This is a genomic window from Sphingomonas morindae (genome assembly GCF_023822065.1).
GTDB classification, from domain to species: domain Bacteria; phylum Pseudomonadota; class Alphaproteobacteria; order Sphingomonadales; family Sphingomonadaceae; genus Solisphingomonas; species Solisphingomonas morindae.
This window is the reverse complement of sequence record NZ_CP084930.1, coordinates 3,327,741-3,351,319: the sequence shown is the minus strand read 5'-3', so window position 1 is coordinate 3,351,319 and position 23,579 is coordinate 3,327,741. Positions and strand designations below refer to the sequence as shown.

At 69.9% G+C, this 23,579-nt stretch carries 17 protein-coding genes; 6 read left to right on the top strand and 11 right to left on the bottom strand.

The features are described 5' to 3' along the window. Position 1: 1 nt before the first annotated feature. Positions 2-1,657 (bottom strand): outer membrane protein assembly factor BamB family protein, encoded by a 1,656-nt coding sequence (locus LHA26_RS16190; RefSeq protein ID WP_252166603.1) that lies wholly within the window; start codon positions 1,655-1,657, stop codon positions 2-4. A 180-nt stretch (positions 1,658-1,837) separates the two neighbouring features. Between LHA26_RS16190 and LHA26_RS16185 the strand changes: the two genes are divergently transcribed. Genes LHA26_RS16185 through LHA26_RS16175 form a run of 3 tightly spaced genes read left to right on the top strand, consistent with a single transcriptional unit; the run spans position 1,838 to position 4,145 of the window. Then, on the top strand, positions 1,838-2,671 hold the full coding sequence (locus LHA26_RS16185; RefSeq protein ID WP_252166602.1) for a hypothetical protein: 834 nt from the start codon (positions 1,838-1,840) through the stop codon (positions 2,669-2,671). Positions 2,672-2,713: 42 nt separating this feature from the next. Beyond that, positions 2,714-3,355, top strand: a complete 642-nt coding sequence (locus tag LHA26_RS16180; protein WP_252166601.1) for a hypothetical protein — start codon at positions 2,714-2,716, stop codon at positions 3,353-3,355. Position 3,356: 1 nt separating this feature from the next. Next, a complete protein-coding gene (locus LHA26_RS16175) occupies positions 3,357-4,145 on the top strand; it encodes a Stf0 family sulfotransferase (protein ID WP_252166600.1) in 789 nt (262 codons plus the stop codon). Positions 4,146-4,170: 25 nt separating this feature from the next. Here the strand turns inward: LHA26_RS16175 and LHA26_RS16170 are convergent, their stop codons facing one another. From LHA26_RS16170 to LHA26_RS16130, 9 genes are all read right to left on the bottom strand, one after another. Further along, complete coding sequence (locus LHA26_RS16170; protein ID WP_252166599.1) at positions 4,171-6,624, bottom strand: glycoside hydrolase family 31 protein; 2,454 nt, start codon at positions 6,622-6,624, stop codon at positions 4,171-4,173. A gap of 140 nt (positions 6,625-6,764) precedes the next feature. Then, positions 6,765-7,070, bottom strand: coding sequence for a hypothetical protein (locus LHA26_RS16165; protein WP_252166598.1), 306 nt, complete (start codon positions 7,068-7,070; stop codon positions 6,765-6,767). A 14-nt stretch (positions 7,071-7,084) separates the two neighbouring features. Beyond that, positions 7,085-8,995: a S53 family peptidase gene (locus LHA26_RS16160; RefSeq protein ID WP_252166597.1), complete on the bottom strand. Its 1,911-nt coding sequence runs from the start codon at positions 8,993-8,995 to the stop codon at positions 7,085-7,087. Positions 8,996-9,061: 66 nt separating this feature from the next. After that, positions 9,062-9,376: a cytochrome o ubiquinol oxidase subunit IV gene (locus tag LHA26_RS16155; RefSeq protein ID WP_252166596.1), complete on the bottom strand. Its 315-nt coding sequence runs from the start codon at positions 9,374-9,376 to the stop codon at positions 9,062-9,064. Then, entirely contained in the window at positions 9,373-9,999 is a 627-nt protein-coding gene (locus tag LHA26_RS16150; RefSeq protein ID WP_252166595.1) for a cytochrome c oxidase subunit 3, read from the bottom strand. The genes LHA26_RS16155 and LHA26_RS16150 overlap by 4 nt, the downstream gene beginning before the upstream one ends. Next, complete coding sequence (locus LHA26_RS16145) at positions 9,996-12,080, bottom strand: cbb3-type cytochrome c oxidase subunit I (RefSeq protein WP_252166594.1); 2,085 nt, start codon at positions 12,078-12,080, stop codon at positions 9,996-9,998. Before LHA26_RS16145 ends, LHA26_RS16150 begins: the two co-directional genes overlap by 4 nt. Beyond that, on the bottom strand, positions 12,077-12,997 hold the full coding sequence (locus tag LHA26_RS16140) for a cytochrome ubiquinol oxidase subunit II family protein (protein WP_252166593.1): 921 nt from the start codon (positions 12,995-12,997) through the stop codon (positions 12,077-12,079). Before LHA26_RS16140 ends, LHA26_RS16145 begins: the two co-directional genes overlap by 4 nt. Positions 12,998-13,097: 100 nt before the next feature. Beyond that, the gene (locus LHA26_RS16135; protein ID WP_252166592.1) at positions 13,098-14,096 is read right to left on the bottom strand and encodes a hypothetical protein; all 999 of its coding nucleotides are present in this window, start codon (positions 14,094-14,096) and stop codon (positions 13,098-13,100) included. A 51-nt stretch (positions 14,097-14,147) separates the two neighbouring features. Next, positions 14,148-15,992, bottom strand: coding sequence for a cation:proton antiporter (locus LHA26_RS16130; RefSeq protein WP_252166591.1), 1,845 nt, complete (start codon positions 15,990-15,992; stop codon positions 14,148-14,150). Between the two features lie 255 nt (positions 15,993-16,247). On the opposite strand from LHA26_RS16130, the gene LHA26_RS16125 reads away from it, so the two are divergent. The 3 genes from LHA26_RS16125 (at position 16,248) to LHA26_RS16115 (ending at position 21,783) form a co-directional block, all read left to right on the top strand. Further along, positions 16,248-18,431 (top strand): xanthine dehydrogenase family protein molybdopterin-binding subunit, encoded by a 2,184-nt coding sequence (locus tag LHA26_RS16125; RefSeq protein WP_252166590.1) that lies wholly within the window; start codon positions 16,248-16,250, stop codon positions 18,429-18,431. 116 nt (positions 18,432-18,547) lie between these two features. Continuing rightward, positions 18,548-19,723, top strand: a complete 1,176-nt coding sequence (locus LHA26_RS16120; RefSeq protein WP_252166589.1) for an alpha/beta hydrolase-fold protein — start codon at positions 18,548-18,550, stop codon at positions 19,721-19,723. A 104-nt stretch (positions 19,724-19,827) separates the two neighbouring features. Further along, the gene (locus tag LHA26_RS16115) at positions 19,828-21,783 is read left to right on the top strand and encodes a glycoside hydrolase family 127 protein (protein ID WP_252166588.1); all 1,956 of its coding nucleotides are present in this window, start codon (positions 19,828-19,830) and stop codon (positions 21,781-21,783) included. Between the two features lie 36 nt (positions 21,784-21,819). On the opposite strand, the gene LHA26_RS16110 is transcribed toward LHA26_RS16115, so the two are convergent. Beyond that, complete coding sequence (locus LHA26_RS16110; RefSeq protein ID WP_252166587.1) at positions 21,820-23,403, bottom strand: ShlB/FhaC/HecB family hemolysin secretion/activation protein; 1,584 nt, start codon at positions 23,401-23,403, stop codon at positions 21,820-21,822. Between the last annotated feature and the right edge of the window lie 176 nt (positions 23,404-23,579).

Sequence of the window (23,579 nt, the reverse complement as noted above, 5' to 3'; positions counted from 1 at the left end):
GTCAGCGCCGCTCCACCGCGAACAATTGACCGTCATAGGTCGGCACGAACAGCGTCGTGGCATCGGCGCCGATCTCGGAGACGATGCGCTCGGCGAACTGATGCGTCTCGATCGGCGCGAGCATGGGCCAGCTCAGCCGCGCGAGCCGGCCATTGGCGGCGCCGATCACCAGATCGCCCGCCACGAAGACCGGGCTGGCGAAGATCTTGCCGCGCAGGCTGCGTTCCGCGACAAGCCTGCCCTCGGCCTGGGTGACGACGCGGACCATGCCGTCGGTGGCGGTGATGGCGAGGTGGCCATCACGCGGGACCGGCGCGCCGAAGGCGAAACCGCGTAGCGGCAGCCGCCAGCGTCGGGCGCCGCTTTCCGCCGCCAGCGCCGTCACGCCGTCGCCGGCGGCTACGAACAGCGTGCCGCCATCCTCCGCGATCGCGACGCCGCCCTTGATCTCGCCATCCGCCGCGGCCGCCCAGCGCAGCGCGCCATCGGCGCCGATCCGTCGGACCAGCCCGTCATTGGCGCCGCAGACGATGTCGCCGCCGGCGAGCAGCGCCGGCGAGGCGTGGACGGTCGCCGGCACCTCGCACGCCCAGACGAGCGCGCCGGTCGCGGCATCGATCCGGGCGATCGCGCCGCGGCCACCCTCATGGCCCCATTCGAGCCCGATATAGATCGCGCCCGCGGCCGCATCGAGGCAGGGCGAGGAGCCGATCCATTCGGCACCGTCGAACCGCCAGACGGTGGCGCCGTCCGCCAGCCGCAGCTTGAGCAGCGCGCCATCATAGCTGCCGACAAAGACATGGCCATCGGCGACCAGCGGCGTCGACCATATGCCCTTGCGGCTGTGGCGGCTCAGCTCCACGCCCCAGCGGATCGCGCCATTGCCGGTTTCGATCGCGTGCAGCCAGCCATCCTCGCTGGCGTGCAGCACCAGATCGCCCGCGACCACCGGCGCGCTCTTGCGGGCGACATGGGTGAAGCGCCGCTCGCCGGGCATGAAGCGCCAGCGCACCGCAAGCGGCGCGGCGGCGGGCGGGGTGCGATCCGGAACGGCGATATCCAGGCCGAATTCCTCGAGCCGGAACATGGAGGTGGCCCGGAACCCCAGCGCTTCCACCTGGGCGCGGCCGAGCGGCGATCCGAAATCGAGCACGGTGAACAGCCCGGCCAGCGCCACGCCTTCCTCCTGAAGCGTGACCGCCGCGCGCAGCAGCGTGCCGCCGCTGTTGAGCATGTCGTCGATCAGGACGACGGGAAGCCCGGCGACGCGGCCCTCGATCGCGCGGGCGCGGCCATGCGTCTTGCGCTCGCGGCGGACGATGAGGCCGCCGACCTCGCGGCCGCGCGCGCGCCCGACCGCGAGGATCGCGCCGAGCAGCGACACGCCGGCAAGCTCCACCGCGGCCGGCTGGAACGCGCCGAGATCGGCCGTGGCGTCCCAGAAATGCTCGGCGATCCGCACCGCGATCCAGGGCTCGAGCAACGCGATCCGCAGATCGAAGGCCCAGCCCTGCGGCCGCCCGCGCGAATCGCGCAGGGGCTCGTCCTTGCCGGAGATGAGGCAATGGGTGCGGATCCAGTCGCGCAGGCCCGCAAGCTCTTCTCCGGGCGCCGGCGCCGCGCCGCCGCCGGCCTCAAGAAAATCCGACTCGGCCATGGTCACGCCTCGCAACAAAAGAAAAGCCCGTCTTCGATATTCTAATAAGGCCATGCTCCCGCAATAGCTTTCACCGGCACTCAGGCTCATTCCATCGCAGACTATTTCTCGAGTGTGTCCGATGCTGTTAGGCGGTGCTTGCCAGATAGTGACGATGTCTCACTCTTGTGGGAGGTACGTATGGCCGATGCGGTTGTTTCGCGTTCGTATCAGACGATCCCTTCAGCGCAGCCCGATGAGGAAATCAGCCCGGTCGAGGATGGCGGCGGCGGCGGCTCGGGCGGCTTCGGCTCGGGCGGCGGTTCCGGCGGCTTTGGGTCGGGCGGTGGCTCCGGTGGTGGCTCGGGCGGCTATGGCTCGGGTGGCGGCTCCGGCGGCGGTTCGGGCGGCTATGGCTCGGGCGGTGGCTCCGGTGGCGGCTCGGGCGGCAGCGGCGGCTCGATCGGCGGCAGCGGCGGCTCGATCGGCGGCAGCGGCGGATCGAGTGGCGGTCTCGGCTCGGGCAGCTGGGGCTCGAGCGGCGGCGATGGCTCGAGCGGGAGCTTCGGCAGCAGTGGCGGCACCGGCGGCAGCAAGCCGACCTCGGCCGACGCCAATGGCAACACCGTCACCTATCACGGGCCGGATGGCGACACGACCAAGACCGGCACCCATCCCAATCGGGACAATAACCCGCTCAACATCCGCTCCGGCAGCTTCGCCGACAATCACGGCGCGATCGGCGGCGACAAGGGCTTCGCGATTTTCGCCAATCCCGATGACGGCTTTAAGGCGGCCGAGGACAATATGAACCGGATCAACAATTCGAGCAGCTATGGCGGCAACGCCACGCTGTCGGATCTGATCAGCACCTGGTCGCCACCGAGCGAGAACCCCACGCAGCGGATGATCGGCGACATCACCGCCAGTTCGGGCCTTGGGGCCGACGATCATTGGAGCGCGCTGACGGGCGCGCAGCGGGACAGCTTCATCCAGGCCTATGGCAAGGAGGAAGGCTTCAAGCCGGGCCACTGAGCCCGGCCTGATCCGTTGGTTCGATCAGCTTCCGGAGGAAGGATGAAGAGGGTCGCTCTCCTGGTGCCGCTGCTGCTGATGGCGGCCGTCCCCGTCGCGGCGCAGCCGGCGCCCTCATGCGCGGCGGCGCTCGCGCCCGGCGCGCAGAGCCTGCCGGAGGCCTGCCGGCGGATCGGGCCGGTCGCGCTCGGGATGAGCGCGGCGGCGGTGCAGACCGCGCTCGGCGCGCCGGACTATCGCAGCGCCGATGGCGGCGCCGCCGCCTATCTCTTCCCGCGCCATCTCGACGCGGCGCTCGCGCGCAGGCCGGTCAAGGCGGCGGCGCTGCGCCACAGCGAATTGGTCATCGCCTATCGGCAGGGCAAGGTGGCGGGCATGGCGCTCACCGCCGGCACCGGGCTGGTGCCCGATTTCGCCGCGCGCGGCTTCGGGATCGGCACGCCGCTCGCCGCGATGATCCGCGCCTATGGGCCTCCGCGCCGCTGGAACGGATCGCATGACGAAGCGAGCTATGATCCGCTGCCGCTCTCCTTCATGGTCGATGACGAGGCGCATCGCGTGTTCGGCGTCACCATCGGCCAGTCGCGCGCGGCGGCGGAAAGCGTGCCCCAGGTCGCGCTGGCGCTGCGCAAGGCACCCGGCAGCGATCTCGTCTCGGGCGTGACCGTGAAGGGGGGCGACTGAGGTGGCGGCGGCGCCGCCGCGCCCGCGCGCCAGCTATTTCGTCTGCGCCAGCCCGCGCACCGGCAGCACGCTGCTGTGCGACGGCCTTGGCCGCACCGGCGTCGTGGGGCGCCCGATCGAGCGGTTCGACGATCGCCCACAGGTCGATGCCCGCTACAAGGCGGCGCTGGGGGCGGCCGACGATGTCGACTATCTCGATCGCGCCATCGCGGCCGCGACCACGGCGAACGGCATCGCCGGCTTCAAGATCCACTGGCACCAGCTGCCCGTGTTCGAGCGGATGGTGGTCGCCAGCCATGCCGCCGCCGGTGCGGGGGCGGGCGATCGGGAGGACTATCGGCTGGCGCTGCTCGGCCCGGCGCGCTGCCTGTGGCTGCGGCGCCGCGACAAGGTGGCGCAGGCGGTGTCGCTCTATCGCGCCTCGCGATCGCGCGTGTGGCATCGGCGCGTGGCGGCGCCGGCGGGCACGCCCGACGCCGAGGCGCGCATCGCCTATGATTTCGCCGAGATCGACCGGCTGCGGCGGCTCTGCCTGCGCTACGAGCGGCAATGGGACGGCTATCTCAGGCGGCACCGGGTTCCGGCGCTGACGATCTGGTACGAGATCCTGTCCGAACGCTACGAGGAGGTGATGCGCGTCGTGCTCGATTTCCTGGGCTTTCCCGAAGCCCGCGTCGTCGCGCCCGCGCTGGCCAAGCTGTCGAACGCGGAAAGCCTGGCCTGGATCGAACGCTATCGCGAGGATGCGCGCGCGCGCCGCGTGTCGACGGACGCCGACGCGCTCGCCTGAAGCGGCACGCCGGCGCGCCGCCGGCTCAGTGGCTTACCACCTCGACCTTGGGCTGCTTGGGCTGGCGCAGCGTGCCCGAATAGCGCAGCTTTTGCGCGCGATCGTCCCATTGCACCGTGGTGACCGATCCGGCCCCATGTTCATAGCGGTAGGAGGTGCCGTCGTCGGAGAAGAGGGTGAAGGCCGCGTCGGCGCCCGGATAGACCCGGAGCGTTTCGATCACCTGGTCCTTGCTCGCGCCGGTGATCGCCGAGCCCAGCGGCACGATCGAGCCCGCGCGGACGAACAGCGGGATGGTCTCGATCGGCGCCGCCGCCTCGATCCACTGGCCGCCCGAGAAGCGCCTGTTCGTCCAGTAATCATACCAGTCGGCCCCGGCGGGCAGATATACTTTGCGGCTGGTCGCGCCCTGTTCCACCACCGGCGCCACCAGAAAGGCCGGTCCGAACATATATTCGTCCTTCAGGTCGAGCGCATTCGGATCCTCCGGAAAATCCATGAACAGCGCGCGCATGATCGGCGCGCCGCTCTGATAGGTGCGGTAGCCGAGCGAATAGATATAGGGCAGCAGCCGGTAGCGCAGCCGCAGATAGGACGAGAGGATGGGCTCCGCCTGCTTGCCATAGGACCAGACTTCATTGTGCATCCGCTCGCCATGGGCGCGCATGATCGGCTGGAAGCTGCCCCACTCGAACCAGCGCACGAACAGCTCGGGATAGTCGGTGAAGCGGCCAACATTGTCGCGCACGTCCGAGGGATCGATGAGCGGCGGATGCTCGGGGCGGTAGGTGGCGGGCAGCGAGGGGGAGAAGAAGCCGGCGATATCGGTATCCCAATAGGGCATGCCGCTCGCCGAGAAGTTGAGACCGGCCGGGATCGAGCGCTTGAGCATATCCCAGTTGGAAACGATGTCGCTCGACCAGAAGACGGTGCCATTGCGCTGCGCGCCCAGATAGGCGGCGCGCGCCAGGATCATGATGCGGCGGCTGTCGCCAAAGTCGCGGCGATTGCCCTCATAGACGGACGCCGTGTGGAACAGCGGATAGACATTGTAATAGCGTTTGCCGGATCCGATGGAGAAGATATCGTTCGCGGGATCGATGTCGGGCTCGGTCTCGTCGAGCCAGATGTCGTCGAAGCCATAGGGCTTGATGTAGCGATCCCGGATCGCCTCCCACCACCAGCGCGCCGCGTCGGGGTTGGTGGTGTCGATATTGGGGCCGATGGCGTCCGGCTTGTAGCCGCCATGATCGGGCACGCCGTTCACGTCGCGGATCAGCCAGCCCTTCTGGAGCAGCATGTCGTAATAGCGCGTGCCGGGCGCGAAATGCGGCCACACGCTCAGCATCGAGCGCACCCCCATGGCGTGGAGCGTCCGGTTCATCCCCGCCGGATCGGGCCAGCGGGCGGGATCGAGATCCAGCTCGCCCTGGCGGGTGGCGTTCAGAAAATCGACCACCAGCGTGTCGAGCGGCAGCGCGCGGTCGCGATAGCCCTTGGCCACGGCCAGCGCTTGATCCTGGGTGGGGTAGATCGCCTTGCTCTGGATATAGCCATAGCCGCCGCGCGGGAGCAGCGGCGTGGCGCCGGTGAGCTGGCGATAGCCCTGGTAGATCTCGTCGCTGCGCGCGCCGGCGATGACGAAGAAGGAGACGCGCTCGCCAATGTCAGACGACCATTGGCTCTGCTGGTTGATCGCCAGATCGACCGTGGTCTTGGATGGATTGTCCCAGATCAGCCCATAGCCGCGCGTCGAGACCACGAAGGGCACGCACACCGTCTCGCCGCCGATGGCGCCATAATCGTGCCAGCAATGGATCTGATGCCCGCGCAGATCGAGCAGCCCCGCCTGGTGCTGGCCGAGGCCGAAAACATGCTCGTCGGCGGGCGCATCGAAGGTGGCGGCGACGCGATAGCCGGCATCGCCCGCCGGCGCCGCGCCGCCGGCGGCGGGGTTAGCGGCGGGGTTGGCGGCGGCGTTGGCGATCATCGACCAGCGGTGCATCGTCAGCAAGGGCTTGCCCGCGGCGGTCTCGATGGCGAGCATGTCGGTGAAGCGGCCGGGGCTCGGCGGGCCGCCGAAATAGGTGTTGCGCAGCGCCTGGTTGAGCGGATCGAGCGGCATCGGCTCGGGACGCGAGAGCGCCTCCGGGGCGAGGCGCACCACCATCCGGTCCGAGCGCAGCACCGTATAGCCGTTCGCGTCCGTCGCCTGGCTCCAGCCGCTGGCGGAGGGACGGCCGGTGAAGCCGTAGCCAGGCGCGCCGAGCGCGTCGGCGCGGCGGGTGCTGAGCGTGATGCGGACGATGTTGGGGCCATAGGGCTCCACCGCGATGGTGCGACCCTCGCGCTCGATGAGGAAGGGCGCTCCCGCCTCGACCGGGGCCGCCGAGGCACGGTGCGTCGGGATGAGCGCCAGCGCGGCAAGGAGCAGCAGGAGGAAGGCGGGGCCGCGCGTAACGCTCAATTTTGGTCGCATCGTCTCTCCCTTGCGCCTCTAACGCGCGCTGCCTTGCGCAGTCTGGCTTAGTCGGGGCCGCTCCGCAATCAGGGTTTATCCGCGCGGCGCTGCGCCCCGGCGATAAGTCTCCACACGCACGGGCGAGATCGGCGGCGGCGTCAGAATTTCGCAATGCCCGCGGCCACCGCCGCAAGCACAAGACAGAGCAGCGACATGGCGGCGGCCGTCGGGCCGGCTCCCGCGCGGCGGAAGGCGCCGGCCAGCACGCCCGCGCCCTCCAGGAGCCGGGCGCCCTCGGCCAGCCCGCGCGGCGCCGCCACGCCCTCCTCGTCGGCCCGCGCGGTCGCCCTGGCCAGCGCGGGCAGGTCGTAGAGGAAGGTGATCAGCACGAAGAGGAGCCAGTTGAGACCGCTGAGCACGAGCGCGAAGACGCTGATGACGGCGAGGAGGGAGGCGGGGTGCATCGCGGATCGCGCGGTCAGGCGAGCAGCGCCTGCACGGCGGCCACGCTCTCGGTGACATGCTGATACTGGCCGGCGATGATGATCTCCGTGCCCGGGCCATTGGCCGGCAGCGCCGGACGGACCGACGAGATCGCCGCCGCGTTGAGATAGACGGGCGTGCCCGCGCGTGTCGTCAGCGGCACGAAATGCGCCGCCGCTCCGATGCGGGCGAGCAGCGCGTCGATCGCTTCGGGGGTGAAGAGATAGCCCGCGCCATACTCGATCCGCGTCGCGGTCGGCCCCTCGCTGGGGATCGAGGCGCGGATGCGGAAGATCGAAGCCGGGTCGATCAGCATCGCGCTGCCATCGAGGCCGGTCACCGTCAGCAGCGCGGCGCGCGCCGCGGGGCCCGGACGGGCCGAAGCGGCATCGCCCCCGAACAGGCTGGCGAGCTTCGCGCCGTCGGGCGATCCGAGGCCGGTGCAGGCATCCCAGCCGGGCCCGGCGGCATAGCCGATCGCGCCGGACTTGTTGTCGCCGCGCACAATGTCGCGCAGCGCGTCCGGACTGGCATAGAGCCGGGCATGGGGCTGGCCGAGCGCGCGGCCGCTCCGCGCCTTGAGCACGGCGACGATGCCGGCCCAGAGCGGCGCCACCGCGCTGGTGCCGCCGATGATGCCGGTCTGTCCGCCCGTTACGATGCGATAGCCGCTATCGGGATCGGCATTGCCGGCGACATCGGGCACGCCGCGCCCGCCCTTGGCCGAAGCCGGCGCGGGAATGGTGACGCCGGACTGATAATCGGGCCGCGCGAACAGCGTGCTCACGCCGCCGCCGGTGCCGCCGCCATTGCTCTTCCACACCACTTCCTCGCCGATCGCATCGCCCGAGGCGGTGATCCGCGTGCCGCCACAGCCGAGCACGCTCGGATCCGAGGCGGGATAATCGACATGGGGCTGGCCGTCCGTCTCGCCGTCGGTGGCGAGCGAATCGCCCGAGGCCGCCGTCACCGTCACGCCGAGGCTGACCGCATCCTTGAAGGCGGCGGACATGGCTGCGATCGCCTGTCCGCTCCAGCCATCCTCGGGCGACCCCCAGCTGATCGACAGCACGTCGGGCTTGTTCTGCTCGTCATGCACGGCCTGGCTGATCGCGTCGACAAAGCCCTGGCTGGTGTTCGGCGCGAAATAGACGGCGATGCGCGCGCCCGGCGCGACCGCGCCCGCGACCTGAATGTCCAGCGCCACCTCGCCATCGGCGCCGCTCCCGTCGCCCGGAGCATTGGTTCCGCCATCGACCCCGACCGCGACGATCTCCGGCGGCGCAAGCCCCATGGCGCGGAAGGCGGCTTCGTTATCGGCCTGGGTGAAGCCGCCGCCCAGCTCGATCAGCGCGATGCACCGCCCCTTGGCCTCGGCTCCGGCGAAGCCGTACAGGCTGGCGACCTCGCTCGGCAGAAAGCCGGAGGGCGGCGTGGGCCCGCGATGCGGGACGATCTTGGGGGTTGCCGCCGGCGTGGTATCGAGCCCGAGCACCGCGATCACGCGATCGGCGAGCGACGCAGGCAGGTGCAGCGGGCCCTCGCGCCCGCGCACCGATTGCCCGTCGCCCTCATAGCAGCGAAGCTCGGTGCCGAAGGCCTGTTCCAGCGCGGCCGCCGGGCCGCTCAGCTTAACGAGGCGCCGTGCCGCGCTTTCCTCCACCACCGCGAGACCGGCCTCGGCGGCGAATGCGCGGATCGCCGCGCAATCCTCGGCATGCGCGGCCTCGCGCGCTTGGCGGATCGCCGCGCGCGGCGCCACTCCGTCGCCCGCCGGCGCGGCGTCGCTCCGGGGCTTGAGATAGAGGCTGACGGTGATTTTCTCGTCGCCGGCCACCTTGCCCACGGGCCGCATGCCGCGTGGCGCCGGATGGGTGCTGCCCTTGAGTTCGTGCCGCTCGGCCATGATCCTGTCCTCACCTGAAAGGCTTAGGCCTAAACGCAGGGGGCCCCGGTTCGATGCCGCAGGCGGCTACATCATCCGGCCGCGCAGATTGAACAGGATGACGAGCGTGCCGCCCACCATCAGCGCCACGATCAGCGCCGAGAAGAGGATCAGCTGGAGATCGTCCCGCGACGTGCGGTTCAGCCGGATATGGAGGAAGCAGCGGAACTGGACGATGATCTGCACCAGCGCCAGCGCCAGGATCAGCGCGAAGCTGGCGCGGGGCCCCACCACCGGCCAGTGCACGGCGGCGAAGGCGGCCCCGGTCAGCAGCAGCGCGGCGCCATAGCCGATCAGATAGGTGCGGATCGCCCGCCGCTTTGCCGCGTCGGGCGCGCTCATCGGATCAGCCCCGGCAGATAGACGGTCGAGAAGATGGCGATCCAGATGATGTCGAGGAAATGCCAGAACAGGCCGAGCCTCTGGATGTTGATCCGCACGCGCGGATCCGGCCCGAAGATCAGGAGCTGCGCCATCATCACCAGGATCCACAGGCAGCCCGCCAGCACGTGCAGCCCGTGCAGCGGCACCAGCCCGAAAAAGGCCGAGAGAAAGCCGCTGCGCGCCGGCACCGCGCCATGCGCGGCCATATCGGCGAAGTCGTGCAGCTCGAGCCCGAGAAAGAGCAGGCCGAGCGCCAGCGTCACCGCCATCCAGGCCAGCAACGCCCGGCGCTGCGCTGCGTGCTTCAGCGCCACCGTCGCCATGCCGAAGGTGAGGCTGCTCGTCAGCAGCACCAGCGTCTCCAGAAAGGTCGGGCCGATCTTATATTCGCTCGCCGGCGTCGGGCCGCCGGCGGTGGCGGGGAGCATGACGCCATAGGTGGCGAAGAGCAGCGCGAAGATAACCGCGTCGCTCATCAGGAACACCCAGAAGCCGAACAGATCGCGCGAAGCGTCCATCTCCGCCTCGGCGTCGCCATGATCCACGGGCAGTCCCGCGTGTCGGGTCGCGTCCATGCTCATGCGTGCACCTTGGCGAGGCCCTGATTGGCCGTGCTGTTTTCGATCTCGCGCGGGATCGGCCGGGCGCGTGCGACCTCCGCCAGCCAGGCGCGCTCGGTCCGCTCGATCTCCTCGGCGGTTATGGTCCGCTCGGTGTCGCGGACGAAGCTGCGCGCGATCACCGTCACCACCATCGCCACCGCCCCGACCGCGGCGAGCCACCACATATACCAGACCAGCGCGAACCCCGTGGCGGCGCCGGCCAGGCCGAGGACCGGCGCGGTGCGGCTGTTGCGCGGCATCTCGATGGCGCTGTAGTGCGGCGGCGCGGCATAGGGCGCGTGGCTGCGCTTGTCGTGGTAGAAGGCGTCGAGCCGCTCCACATGCGGAATGTGGGCGAAATTATACTCGGGCGGGGGCGCCGCGATCGACCATTCGAGCGTCCGCCCATCCCAGGGATCGCCGACCGGAACGCGGTTGGCATCGCGATCGCGGATGCTCACCCAAAGCTGGACGATCAGCGCCGCGAGCCCGCAGAACAGGATCACCGCGCCGACCTCGGCGATGTAGAGCCACGGCCGGTAGGCGGCTTCGTGCACCGCCTGGGTGCGCCGCGTCATCCCCGCCGCGCCCAGCACGTAGAGCGGCATGAAGGCGAGATAGAAGCCGATCACCCAGCACGCCACCGCCACCCGGCCCCAAAACTCGTTGAGGCGGAAGCCGAAGGCTTTGGGAAACCAGAAGGTGTAGGCGGCGACCAGCCCGTACAGCGTGCCCGGGATCAGCATATTGTGGAAATGCGCCACCAGGAACAGCGTATTGTGCACCAGATAATCGAGCGGCGGAAAGGCGAGGATGATGCCGGTGAGGCCGCCGAGCACGAAGGTCATCATGAAGGCAAGCGCGTAGAGCATCGGCGTGGTGAAGCGCACCTCGCCGCGAAACATGGTCCAGATCCAATTATAGATCTTGACCCCGGTCGGCACGCCGATCGTCATCGTCGCGATGCCGAAAATGGCGTTGATGTCGGCGCTCTGCCCCATGGTGAAGAAATGATGCAGCCACACCGTGAAGGAGAGGACGGCGATCGCCATGGTCGCGATCACGAGCGAGATATAGCCGTACAGCTCCTTGCCGGAGAAGGTGGAGACCACTTCCGAATAGATGCCGAAGGCGGGCAGGATGACGATATACACCTCCGGATGGCCGAACATCCAGAACAGGTTGGCGTAGTTCATCATATTGCCGCCAAGCGTGTTGGTGAAGAAATGGAAGCCGAGATAGCGGTCGAGGGCGAGCAGCGCGGTCGCCACGGTCAGCGGCGGCATGGCGAACACCATCAGGATCGCGGTGCACAGGCTCGTCCAACAGAAGAGCGGCATGCGCATCAGCTTCATGCCCGGGCATCGCATCTTGTAGAGGGTGACGGCGATGTTGAGCCCCGCGAGTGTCGACGCGACCGATCCCAGCGTCACCGCCCAGATCCAGTAATCGGGGCCGGTGCCGGGGCTGAAGGCCAGCTCGGTATAGGGCGGATAGCCGCTCCATCCGCCGGTGGAGAAGCGGCCGATCACGAGGCTGGCCATCATCAGCGCCGCGCCGGCGGCGGTCAGCCACAGGCCGATCGCGTTGACCAGCGGGAAGGCCACGTCGCGGCTGCCGATCTGGAGCGGGACGAGATAGTTCATCAGCCCGGTGAGAAAGGGCATCGCCATGAAGAAGATCATGATCGAGCCATGGGTGCTGAACAGCTCGGCGAAATGCTCCGGCGCCACGAAGCCCGGCGCGTTGATCGCGCTCGCCTGCTGAAGCCGCATCAGATTGGCCTCGATCAGCGCGCGCGCCAGCATGATGAAGGCCAGCACCACATACATGATCCCGATCTTCTTGTGATCGAGGCTGGTGATCCATTCGCGCCAGAGCCAGCGCCAGCGGCCGAGATAGGTGAGCAGCGCCACCGCGAACAGCGCGCCCGCCACCACCATCCCCCCGGCGCCGGCGCCGATGATCTCGTTGGCGTCGGGATGCGCCCAGGCGCGCACGAAGGGCAGCGCGTCCCAGCTGAAGCGACCGAGCAGCGCCGGCCAAACGGGCGCGCTCATGGCTGGGGCGCCCGGGTGCTGGCGATCATCATGCGCCGGAACAGATCCGGCGGCACCGCCGAAAAGGCGCGGGGCCGGGGCTCGACCGCGCGCTGCCGCAGCCGTCGCAGCGCGTCTTCGTCCAGCGGACGCCCCACGGCGCGGGCGTGGGCGATCCAGCGCGCATAGCCCTCGGGGCTCAGCGCCAGCACGTCGAACCTTTCATCCTGAAATCCCTCCCCGTTGAACTGGGTATTCTCGCCGCGGAACACGCCGGCGCGGCTGGCCGCGAGGTTGAGCTGCGTGCGCATCCCCGCCATCGCATAGATTTGGCCCGCCAGCTGGGGAATGAGCAGCGATTGCATGACGGTGCCGCTGGTCAGGCTGAGATGGACGGGGCGCCCCACCGGGATGGCGAGCTGGTTCACGGTCGCGATCCGCTGGTCGGGATAGATGAACAGCCATTTCCAATCGAGCGCGACCGCCTGCACCTCCAGCGGGGGCTGGGTGGAGGGCAGCGGCCGGTACGGATCGAGCCGATGCGTGGAGAACCAGAGCAGGAAGCCCAGCCCGATGACGATGCCGAGCGGTGGAACCCAGATCAGGATTTCCAGCGGCCAGGAAAAGCCCCAGTCCGGCCGGTAGGCGTTGGGCCGGTTGGAGAGCCGATAATGCCAGGCGAAGAGCGGCACGAGGATCAGCACCGGACCGGCGACGAACACCAGCACCGCCGCGACGATGAGGTAGAGATGCCATTGCTCGGCCGCGACGGGGCCGGCATGGTTCACCACGCCCAGCCGCAGCGCCGCGCAGCCGCCGAGCAGCGGGGCCAGCGCCAACGGCGCGCAGGCGCGCCGCCGCCAGCGGCCGCGCGGTCGCTCGATCGCGCTCGAACCGGCCCGGATTGGGCGCACCAAATCGGAAGGGGAATCTGCCACCAGCGCCTCATGCGGCGGTGTCGCACCCGCCAGACCTGACCGAAACTCCGCAAACCGACATGCGGGTCCGCGCGGACTGTGCGGGGCGCGCTTCGCCGCGTCAGCCGAGCGGGGTCGCAACTTCGGGCGCCAAGCGATTGATGACGCTGTAGTTGATCGCGGTCCACCATTCCGATCCCGGCCCGCAGAGCGCATCCTGCGAGGCCGCGATCGCGCGGTGATCCGCGCTGACGAGATAATCCTCGACATCGTTCATGCAGGCGAAGGCCAGGATCGACACCGCGTCGATCTTCGCGCCTTCCGGGTCCGCCTGGGTGGACCCGATCGTGTGCAGCTGCGCATAGCGGCGCACCAGCGATCGGGTCGCCTCCTGCGCCATCACCAGCGGGGCATGGACGTGCAGCAGCTGCTCCTGAAAGGCCTCGCGCGCGTGTTCGGGGCGGCGCTGGTGGATGAGCACGAGGCTGATCGGATCGCGATGGCGCGCGCTCGGGATCAGGATGAACTCGCGCGTGATCTCGCGGGTCACCATGCGGAAGGCGGTCTGCTCGTCGGCGATGATGCGCTGGGCGAACTTGTCCTGGGCCAGCGTCTCCCGCAGCGCCGCCTCATCGGCATAGGCGATATAGGCGAGGCCGTCCCAGCGCGGCCGCTTGAAGGCGGGCACGCGCCGCCAGGGATCGGCGGGCAGATGCCCCGTCTCGTCGATCATGGCGCGATAGGGCGGCGGAAAGGCGGAGGAGGGGCCGGACGCGATCCGATGCACCTGATCGTAGCGCAGCACCCGCGCGGAGGAGGAGCCGGGCTCGTCCCACGCGAATTTGGGCCCATGCACCTTGCGCCAATATTCGTCCCAATGCTCGAAGGCGAGGTTCGGATCGCCCTCCAGCGCCAGCGCGCCCGCGTGCCAATCGGGAAAATGGACCTCGTGCCCGTGCCGGCTCTTGGACGCGCCGCGATCGTGCGGCCGCGCCGCGTGCGGCGTGTCGTCGACGCGGCTGACAAAGGTGGGCGTCACGATTAGCGGCGTGGCCGGGGCGGGCTGGGTCGGCGCCAGCGGCGGGCGGTGCTGGTTATCGCTGCGGTCGAAATCGGTCATCCTGTCTCTCTCCGGCGATGGGATGGGCGGCTGCGCGGTGCGCGGGCGGTGTCAGGCGCGAGCCTTGAGGCGCGGCCAGCGGAGGCGGGCGAGCCCGCGCCGCGAGCGGGGCGCCGCCGAGGCGAGCACCGGCTGGTGCAGCACGATGATCGCGCCCTCGCTGGGCAGCGCCATATCCTGCTCGGGGCTGACGATCGCGAACTCGCCGCCGGCGCTGATGCTGGCGATCGGCCAGCTCGGCTCCTCGGACACCGCGCGCTGGTCGGCGCGCTCGACCAGGAAGGCGGCGCCGCCCTGCATCAGATCGGACAGGCGCTGATGCACCATATCGAAGCCGATCGCGATCTTGCCGCGCCACTCGCGCGCGGCGGCGTGGCGGCCGGTGCTTTCGTCGGGCGCGATCTGATACACGCGCTCGCGCCCCAGTTCGGGGGCGAAGCGGGTGCAGACCAGCGCGTTATAGGCGTCGTCCGGGGTCGCGGCGAGCAGATGCTCGAACTCGCGCAGGTCGATCACCTCCTCGCCCACCAGCGACAGCACCTCCACCCGCAGCGTCGGCAGGCCGGCGAGCCGCGCCGCGCGCAGCGCATTGGCGGAGCGGTCCACCATCAGCACCGGAATGCCGCTGCCTTGCAGCGCCTCGCCGAGGCCGATCGTCCAGGCCGAGGCGCCGACGATCAGCAGACCGCCGCGGCCGCCGCTGGCGAGTTTGAGCCGACGCGCCAGCGGGGCGAGCGACAGGCCGTGGAGCAGCACGGTGGAGGCGATCACCGCGAAGACGAGCGGCAGCACCAGCCGCGCATCCGGATAGCCGGCCTTGGCCAGCCGCTCGCCGGCCACGCCCGCGATGGCGGCGGCGACCACGCCGCGCGGCCCGATCCAGCCCACCAGCAGGCGCTCCGCCCAGCTGACCCGCGCGCCAAGCGTGGCGAGGCCGATCGCGAGCGGACGGGCAATGAACAGGATCGCCGCCGTGGTGGCCGCGATCGGCCAGCTCAGCATCATCACCGTCTCGCGATCGATATTGGCGGTGAGCAGGATGAACAGGCCCGAGACGAGAAAGACGGTGAGCGATTCCTTGAAGCGGCGCAGTTCCTGCAGCCCGGTGACGTCGATATTGGCCAGCACCACGCCGAACAGCGTGGCGCCGACCAGCCCGGTTTCCGGCTGGATCGCCTCGCCCGCCGCATAGACGCCGAGCGCGCCGGCGAGCAGGATCGGCGTCTTGAGATATTCGGGCGCCAGATCGCGGCGGAACAGGGTGCGGATGCCGATCGGCACCGCCAGGCCCAGTGCCGCCGCGATGCCGCCGCCCAGCAGCGTCCGCCAGGCCAGCTGGAGCGCCGCGTCGCCGCTGCTCATCGTCGTGGACAGCGTGAGGAAGCTCAGCACGAGGAGCGTGATGGTGGCGCCGATCGGATCGTTGACGATCGCTTCCCACTTCAGGAAGGCGGCGGAGCGGGGCTCGAGCCGGGCCTGGCGCAGCAGCGGCATGATGACGGTCGGGCCGGTCACCACCAGAATCGCGCCGACCAGGATGGCGACGGGCCAGGACAGGCCGGCCACATAATGCGCCGCCAGCGTGCCGAACAGCCAGTTGAGCGGAAGCGCCACCGCTACCAGCCGCAACACGCCCGATCCGGCCGAGCGCAGCTCGCGGAGATTGAGGTTGAGCCCGCCCTCGAACACGATGATCGCCACCGCCATGCCGATCGCCGGCCGCATCACCTCGCCCAGCGCGTCGGAGGGCTTGACGATGCCGGCGATCGGCCCCGCGATCGCGCCGATCACGAGCAGCGGGATGATGGCGGGCAGCTTCAGCCGCCAGCCGAGCCACTGTCCGAACACGCCTGCCACGGCGACGCCGACGACCAGCAGTAAAATCGTGTCTTCCAAGCGCCCCACCTTGTCCAAGAGCGGGTCGGCCCGCCGGATCTCGCCGACATGCCGATCCTGCGCCCGCAGCGCGCGGGCGGGATGCTTGTTCCCCGGCCGCCTGGCGCCGTCTCGCGTCGGCGCACATTGCTCGGGCGCCGAGGCTTGCATCAGTCCCCGCCGGCAAGCGCCTCAGAAACAATGCTTTAGGTGGAGCGGTCCGTAGCGTCCGCGCGTTGAGGGCCGGTGGCCAGCCGAGGCCGGAGGGAGACGCGGATGGACGGGCGGATCGCGGCTTCTCCCTTTGACGTCACCGCGCCGCGCGACGCGGCGGTGGTGCGGCTCGGCACGCCGCAGACCCGCATTGACGGCCCGCTCAAGGTGTGCGGCACGGCGGCCTATCCCGGCGATGTCTATCCCGAGGGCGTCGCGCATGCGGTGGTGGTGCTCAGCCCCATGGCCAATGCCGAGATCCTGTCGATCACGCGCGACGCGGCGATGGCGGTGCCTGGCCTGCGCCTGATCCTGACGCACGAGGATGTGGGGGAGGCGATCCGGCCGGTGGATCACCTCATGGCGGGCGGCTGGGCGAACAGCAGCTGGCGGCCGCTGGCGTCGCCGGAAATACGCTATGCCGGCCAGATCGTGGCGCTGGTGGTGGCCGACACGCGCGAGGCGGCGGGCGCGGCCGCCGCGGCGCTGCGCATCCGCTACGCCAGCCGGCCGCCGGTGCCGCATCTCGAGGATCCGCGCTGCGAGACGAGGCCGCTGGCGTCGCTGGATCCCGCGCATCATGATCGCCGCCGGGGCGATCTGGAGGCCGCGCTCGCCGCCGCCGCGGTGTCGATCGACAGCCGCTACACCACGCCCGTCCAGCACCATAATCCCATCGAACTGCCCAGCACCACCTGTGTGTGGGCGGGCGACCAGCTGACCGTGTTCGAGCCCAGCCGCCACATCGTGGCCGCGCAGCACGGGCTGGCGGCGCAGCTTGGCCTCGCGCCGGCGCAGGTGCGGGTGGTCGCCCATTTTCTCGGCGGCCATTTCGGCTCCAAGCTCGCTCTGTCGCAGCACAGCGCCCTCTGCGCGCTGGCGGCGCGCAGGCTCGGGCGGCCAGTGCGGCTGGAGATCAGCCGCCGCGACCAGTTCAGCATCGCCAATCATCGCAGCGAAACCGCGCACCGCGTGCGGCTCGCCGCGGCGGCGGACGGTCGGCTGCTCGGGATCGGCCATGACGCGGCCTCGGTCAGCTCGCGCTTCGATCGCTTCGTGATGGAGGGCAGCGATGTCTCCACCGCGCTCTATGGCGCCGAGGCGGTGGCGGCGCAGGAGCGGCTCGGCCGGGTCGATCGCAATACGCCGGGGCCGATGCGCGCGCCGCCCGAAGTGCCTTTTCTCTTCGCGCTGGAGAGCGCGATGGACGAATTGGCGCATGCGCTCGCGTGCGATCCGATCGCGCTGCGGCGACGGAACGAGACGGCGGTCGATCCCGTCACCGGCCAGGCCTTCACCACGCGTCCGCTGCTCCGCTGCTTCGACGCCGCCGCCGAGGCGTTCGACTGGTCGCGCCGGCCGAGCCGCCCCCGCACGCTGGCGCGCGATGGCTGGTGGATCGGCTTTGGCTGCGCCTCGGCCGCGCGGCCGGTGAAGATCAGCCCGGTGATGCTCCGCCTGCGCCAGGACGAAGCGGGCGCGGTGCGGATCGAGACGGCGCATCACGAGATCGGCAACGGCCTCTATACGCTGCTCGCCATGATCGCGTCCGAGCGGCTGGGTGTGCCGATCGGCCGGGTGACGGTGGCGCTGGGCGACACCCTTTTGCCGGCCGCCGGCATCTCGGGCGGATCCTCCACCACCACCAGCCTCGCCAACGCGCTGGGCGAGGCCTGCGCCGCCCTGGTCGCCCAGCCGCCCGGCGCGCGGGAGACGGTGGTGCGCTATCGGCCGCCCGGAAGCGAGGGGACGGTGCTGGAGGATCTGGCGCAGGGCCATATCACGCTCGCTACCGCGCCGGGCGATCGGATCGGCTGGGCCTTTGGCGCGCACATGATCGAGCTGCACGTCCATCAGGCGACCGGCGCGCTTCGCGTGGTGCGCCATGTCGGGGCGTTCGCGGCGGGGCGCGTCCTCAATCCGCTCGCCGCGCGCAGCCAATATCTGGGCGGCATGGCCTGGGGCCTCGGCTCCGCCCTGTTCGAGAAGACCGAGATCGACCCGCGTACCGGCGCCTATGTCAATCGCGACCTCGCCGAATATCTGGTGCCGTGCGCCGCCGACATCCAGGGCCAGCAGGTGGTGCTGGTGCCCGACGACGATCCGGCGGTGAATCCCGAAGGCGTGAAAGGGCTGGGCGAGCTGGGCATTATCGGGGTCGCCGCGGCGGTGGCGAACGCCGTGTTCAACGCCACCGGTGTGCGGCTGCGCGATCTGCCGATCCGGCCCGAACAGCTGATGACCTAGCGACGCGCCTGGCGCGGATCCTCGTTGCGGGACGGCGGAGGCGGTGCGATAACGCTAACGCAACGGCGTTAGCGCTCCCACCAAGGGTCGCGGCGGCCTTTGGGAGGATGCCTGAGATGAAGACAAGCCTGTACGCGCTGGTCGCCGCCAGCCTGATCGCCACGCCGCTCGCCGCCCAGCCCGCGAACGGAGCGGTGGCGGAGGATTTCAAGCCCTCCTCGCTCAACCAGCCGGGCCAGGACTATCCGCAGGTCAATTCGCAGGGCTATGCGCGCTTTCGCGTCGTCGCGCCCGAGGCGAAGTCGGTGACGGTGAGCCTGGGCCTGGGCGGGCGGGGCGGCACCACGCTGACCAAAACTGCCGACGGCAGCTGGATGGGCACATCGGAAGGGCCGCTCGATCAGGGCTTTCACTATTACCATCTCAGCGTGGACGGAGGCACCTTCAACGATCCCGGCACGCTCAATTTCTACGGATCGACGCGGTGGGAGAGCGGGATCGAGATCCCGGCCAGCGACGCCGATTTCTACGCGCTTAAGCCCGTGCCGCACGGCCAGGTGCAGCAGATCCTGTTCAACTCGCCCAGCACGGGCACGCAGCGCCGCGCCTTTGTTTATACGCCGCCCGGCTATGACGCGAACAAGGCGACCCGCTACCCCGTGCTCTATCTCCAGCATGGCTGGGGCGAGGACGAGACGGCCTGGTCCAACCAGGGCCATGCCAATCTCATCCTCGACAATCTGATCGCGGCGGGGAAGGCGCGGCCTTTCCTGATCGTGATGACCTATGGGATGACCAACACCGTCCATCCCGGCCAGCCCGGCGGCCTCGCCAGCTTCGACATCAAGCCCTTCCAGACGGTGCTGCTGGACGAACTCATCCCCTATGTCGACAGCCACTTCCGCACGCTGGCCGATGCGCGGCACCGGGCCATGGCGGGGCTCTCCATGGGCGGCTTCGAAACCAAGCTGATCGCGCCGACGCATCTCGACCGCTTCGGCGCCATCGGCCTTCTGAGCGGCGGGACCATCTCGATGGACGATGTCGCGCGCTGGCCCGGTTTCAAGGACAAGGTCCGGCTCGTCTTTGTCAGCTTCGGCAGCCGCGAGCTGGATCGGGGCAGGACGATGCTGCCGCCCGGTGCCCCGCCCAGCGATCCGCGCGCCAATGCGGCGGCGCTCAAGGCGGCGGGCATCAACAGCGTCTTCTATGTCTCGCCCGACACCGCCCATGAATTCCTCACCTGGCGGCGCAGTCTGCACGAGATGGCGCCGCTCCTGTTCCGCGACTGAGCGGGGCCGGGCCGACGGGCCGGCGCGCCGCCCGCGCGCACGTTAATGGTTGATCGATGGCGGTGCCGGTGGAAGATGGCGACGCGGAGAGGGAGAAGAGGCGAGTGACCGAGCGGGTTTTTGGGGTCGCCCATAGCCGCCGCGCGCTGTTGGGCTCGGCGGCGGCGCTGATCGCGGCGGGCACCGCGCCGATCGCCTGGGGCTCGGCCGCGCGCGCGGCGCCCGGCCGGGCGGCGGCGGCGCCACCGCTCCAGCCCTTCGATCTGGCGGAGGTGACGCTCGACGAGAGTCCCTTCCTCCATGCGCAGCGCCGGACCGAGGCCTATCTGCTGCGGCTGGAGCCCGATCGAATGCTCCACAATTTCCGGGTCAATGCCGGGCTGCCGCCCAAGGCCCCCGTCTATGGCGGGTGGGAATCGGAGCCGCTCTGGGAGGATATCGCCTGCCAGGGCCATACGCTGGGCCATTATCTCTCGGCCTGCGCGCTCGCCTGGCGGTCCACCCACGATCCCCGCTACCGCGATCGGGTCGACTATATCGCGCAGGAACTGGCCGCCTGTCAGGCGGCGTCGGGTACCGGCCTGGTCTGCGCCTTTCCCAAAGGCCCCGCGCTGATCGCGGCGCATCTGCGCGGCGAGCCGATCGGCGGCGTGCCTTGGTACACGCTGCACAAGATCTTCGCCGGCCTGCGCGACGGCGCGACGCTGGCGGACAGCGACACCGCGCGCGCCGTCCTGATCCGGCTCGCGGACTGGGCGGTGGTGGCGACGAGGCCGCTCTCCGACGCCGCCTTCGAGACAATGCTCGAGACCGAGCATGGCGGCATGAACGAGGTGCTGGCCGATCTCTATCTGATGACGGGGAACGAGGCGTATCGCACGCTCGCCGGGCGCTTCTCGCACAAGGCGCTGCTCGTTCCGCTGGCGGCGGGGCAGGATCGGCTCGACGGCCTCCACGCCAATACGCAGATCCCGAAGGTGATCGGCTTCGAGCGCGTCTATGCGGCGACCGGCGACACGCGCTACCGCGACGCGGCCGGCTTTTTCTGGAAGACGGTGGCGCTCACCCGCTCCTTCGCCACGGGCGGCCATGGCGACAACGAGCATTTCTTCCCCATGGCGGATTTCGGCCGCCACGTCTTTTCGGCCAAGGGGTCGGAAACCTGCGGCCAGCACAACATGCTCAAGCTCACCCGCGCGCTCTTCCTGCAGGATCCGCAGGCGGCCTATGCCGATTTCTACGAGCGCACCCTCTACAACGGCATCCTCGCCTCGCAGGATCCGGACACGGGCATGGCCACCTATTTCCAGGGCGCGCGGCCGGGCTATATGAAGCTCTACCACACGCCCGAACATTCCTTCTGGTGCTGCACCGGAACGGGCATGGAAAACCATGTCAAATACCGAGATTCCATATATTTCCACGATGGTGCTGAGACGCTGTGGGTGAATCTGTTCATCCCCTCCACGCTGCGCTGGACGGCGCAGGACGCGGTGCTCGCCCAGACCACCCGCTTTCCGGACGAGCCCGTGACGCGGCTGCGCTGGACGCTCAAGCGCCCCACCGCGCTGACGCTCAAGCTCCGCCATCCCCGTTGGAGCCCGCAGCTCGAACTATGGGTGAATGACGCGCGCGTCGCGCGCTCGTCCGCGCCCGGCTCCTATCTGACGCTGGCCCGCACTTGGCGGGACGGCGACCTGATCGAGATGCGGATGGCGATGCATGTCGGTCTGTCGCAGGCGCCCGCATCGCCCGATATCGTCGCCTTCACCTATGGGCCGCTGGTGCTGGCCGGCGCGCTGGGCCGGGCAGGGCTGGCGCCGGGCGCGGATCTCGTCGTGAACGAGCGCAACTATGGCGGCTATAACGATACGCCCTTCACGCCGCCGGCCCTGTCCGGCGATGCGGCGACGCTGGCCGCCGCCATCCGCCCGACCGCGCAACCGCTGGAGTTTACCCTGCGCGCGGCGGACGGGCAGCCGATCCGGCTGATCCCCTATCACCGCATCGCGCACGAACGCTACGCGACCTATTGGCCGCTCCAGCCGCAGACCGCGTGACCGCGCGCGCGGCGTCATCTCTGCCGGGCGCGCCCGTCAGAAGCTGATCGAGGCGCTTCCCGAGAGGCGGGGCGTGCGATCGCCGGTTTCGTAGCGCGTGGTTCCGATCGGGAAGGCCGCCTCGAAACCGAGCCGGAGCGAGCGGGAGACCAGCGCGCGCGCGCCGAGCCCGGCCGAATAGAGCGTGCCGGTGCCATAGGCGTTGCGCAGATTGCCGACCGTTCCCGCATCGGCGAAGCCATAGAGCTGCGCCCAGCGCAGCAGCCCGTGCGTGCGATCCACCAGCTTGGCCTGGAGTTCGGCCGAGCCGAGCACGCCGCGATCGCCCGAGCGCTCGCTGAAATCGAAGGCGCGGCCGAAGCTCGGGCCGCCGATCGAAAGCTGCTCCACGGCGAGCAGCGGCCGTGTCGAAAGCTGGGCCGCGACCGCGAGGCGCGCGCTGAACGGTCCGGCGATGTCGCCTGTCCAATTGCTCCAGAGCGATGCGGTGGTGAAGCGGCCGCCGGCGTCGGGGCGGGAGGCGAGCGGATCGCCGCGATCCGTCGCGCCGAACACGTCCAGCCCCTGGATCACGCCCAGCCCTGCCCGTATCCGGCCGCCGGCCAGCGGGGCGAAGCCGTTGATCGAGACATTGACGGTGGCGAGCCGGTCGCGACGCACCTTGGCGCCGGCGAACCATTGGTCCACCGCGAGATAATCGAACTCGCCGTTCAGCCAGAGCGAAACGCTGCGCCCGCGCACCAGCGGCTGGGCGAGCGAGGCGCCCGTCGTGATCGAGCGGCCATTGGCATCATATTGCCGCCAGATGCCGCCCGTGCGGGTGCGGCCATAGGCGCCGAACACCGCAAGCTCGGTGCCGCTGGCGTTGAGCTGGTGCGCATAGCGCGCCCAGATCACGTTCAATTCGCGCGGCTGCGCGGGGGTGGCGAGATCCGAGACGCTGAGCTGATCGCGATCGTCGAACACGCCGTTGAAGTCGAAGGCGACCGAGGCGCGCAGCGGGCCGAGCGCGTGATTGCCCCAATTGTCCGTCCAGGCATGGCCCGCGACGCGATCATAGGCGATCGGCACGATCAGCACGCCCCTGTCGCCCTCGCGCGCGAACCGCGCCTCGCCGAGCCGGACGCCCGGCAGATCCTGCGCCAGCATCAAAGCCCGCTCCAGCTCGGCGCGCTTGGGCGCATGGCCGCGCAACCGATCGAGAATGGCCTGGGCGGCGGCGTTGCGCGCGCCGGTGAGGCGCACGTCGTCGATATGGCCCTTGTCGAGCGCGATGGTGAGCAGGCCCGCGGGAAGCGTCTGCGCCGGCGCGGTCGAGCGCGCGAAGACATAGCCCTGCGCGCGCGCCACGCCCGAAACGGCGGCGAGCAGATCGCGCATATCGTCGACCGTCAGCCGGTGGCCGACAAAGGGGGCGATGGCGGCGTCGAGCATGGCCTTGGGCAGATCCTCGCCGCCGGCGACGCGAATCGACGCGACGGCCACGCCGGGCAGCACCAGCCCGCCCGATCCCACCGCCGCGCCGGGCGCGAGCGTCGGGCGCGGGGGCGCGGCCAAGGGCGCGGCGGGCGCGACTTTGGCGGCCAGCGCGGGATCGGTGAGGTCGAGCGGGACCTGCACCGCCGCGGCCGCGGGGGCACAGAGGGCCAGCGCCGGCCAAAGCATCCAACGAGTCCGCACAAAGCCCCTTTCCTGATTTCAGGTCAGCGGCTTAGCGGCACGGTTGTTGAGAAAGCTTTTACGAAGCGCCGCTTAGATGGCCGCGACGGACCGACCCCTTAAGGCTTCGGCGTCGG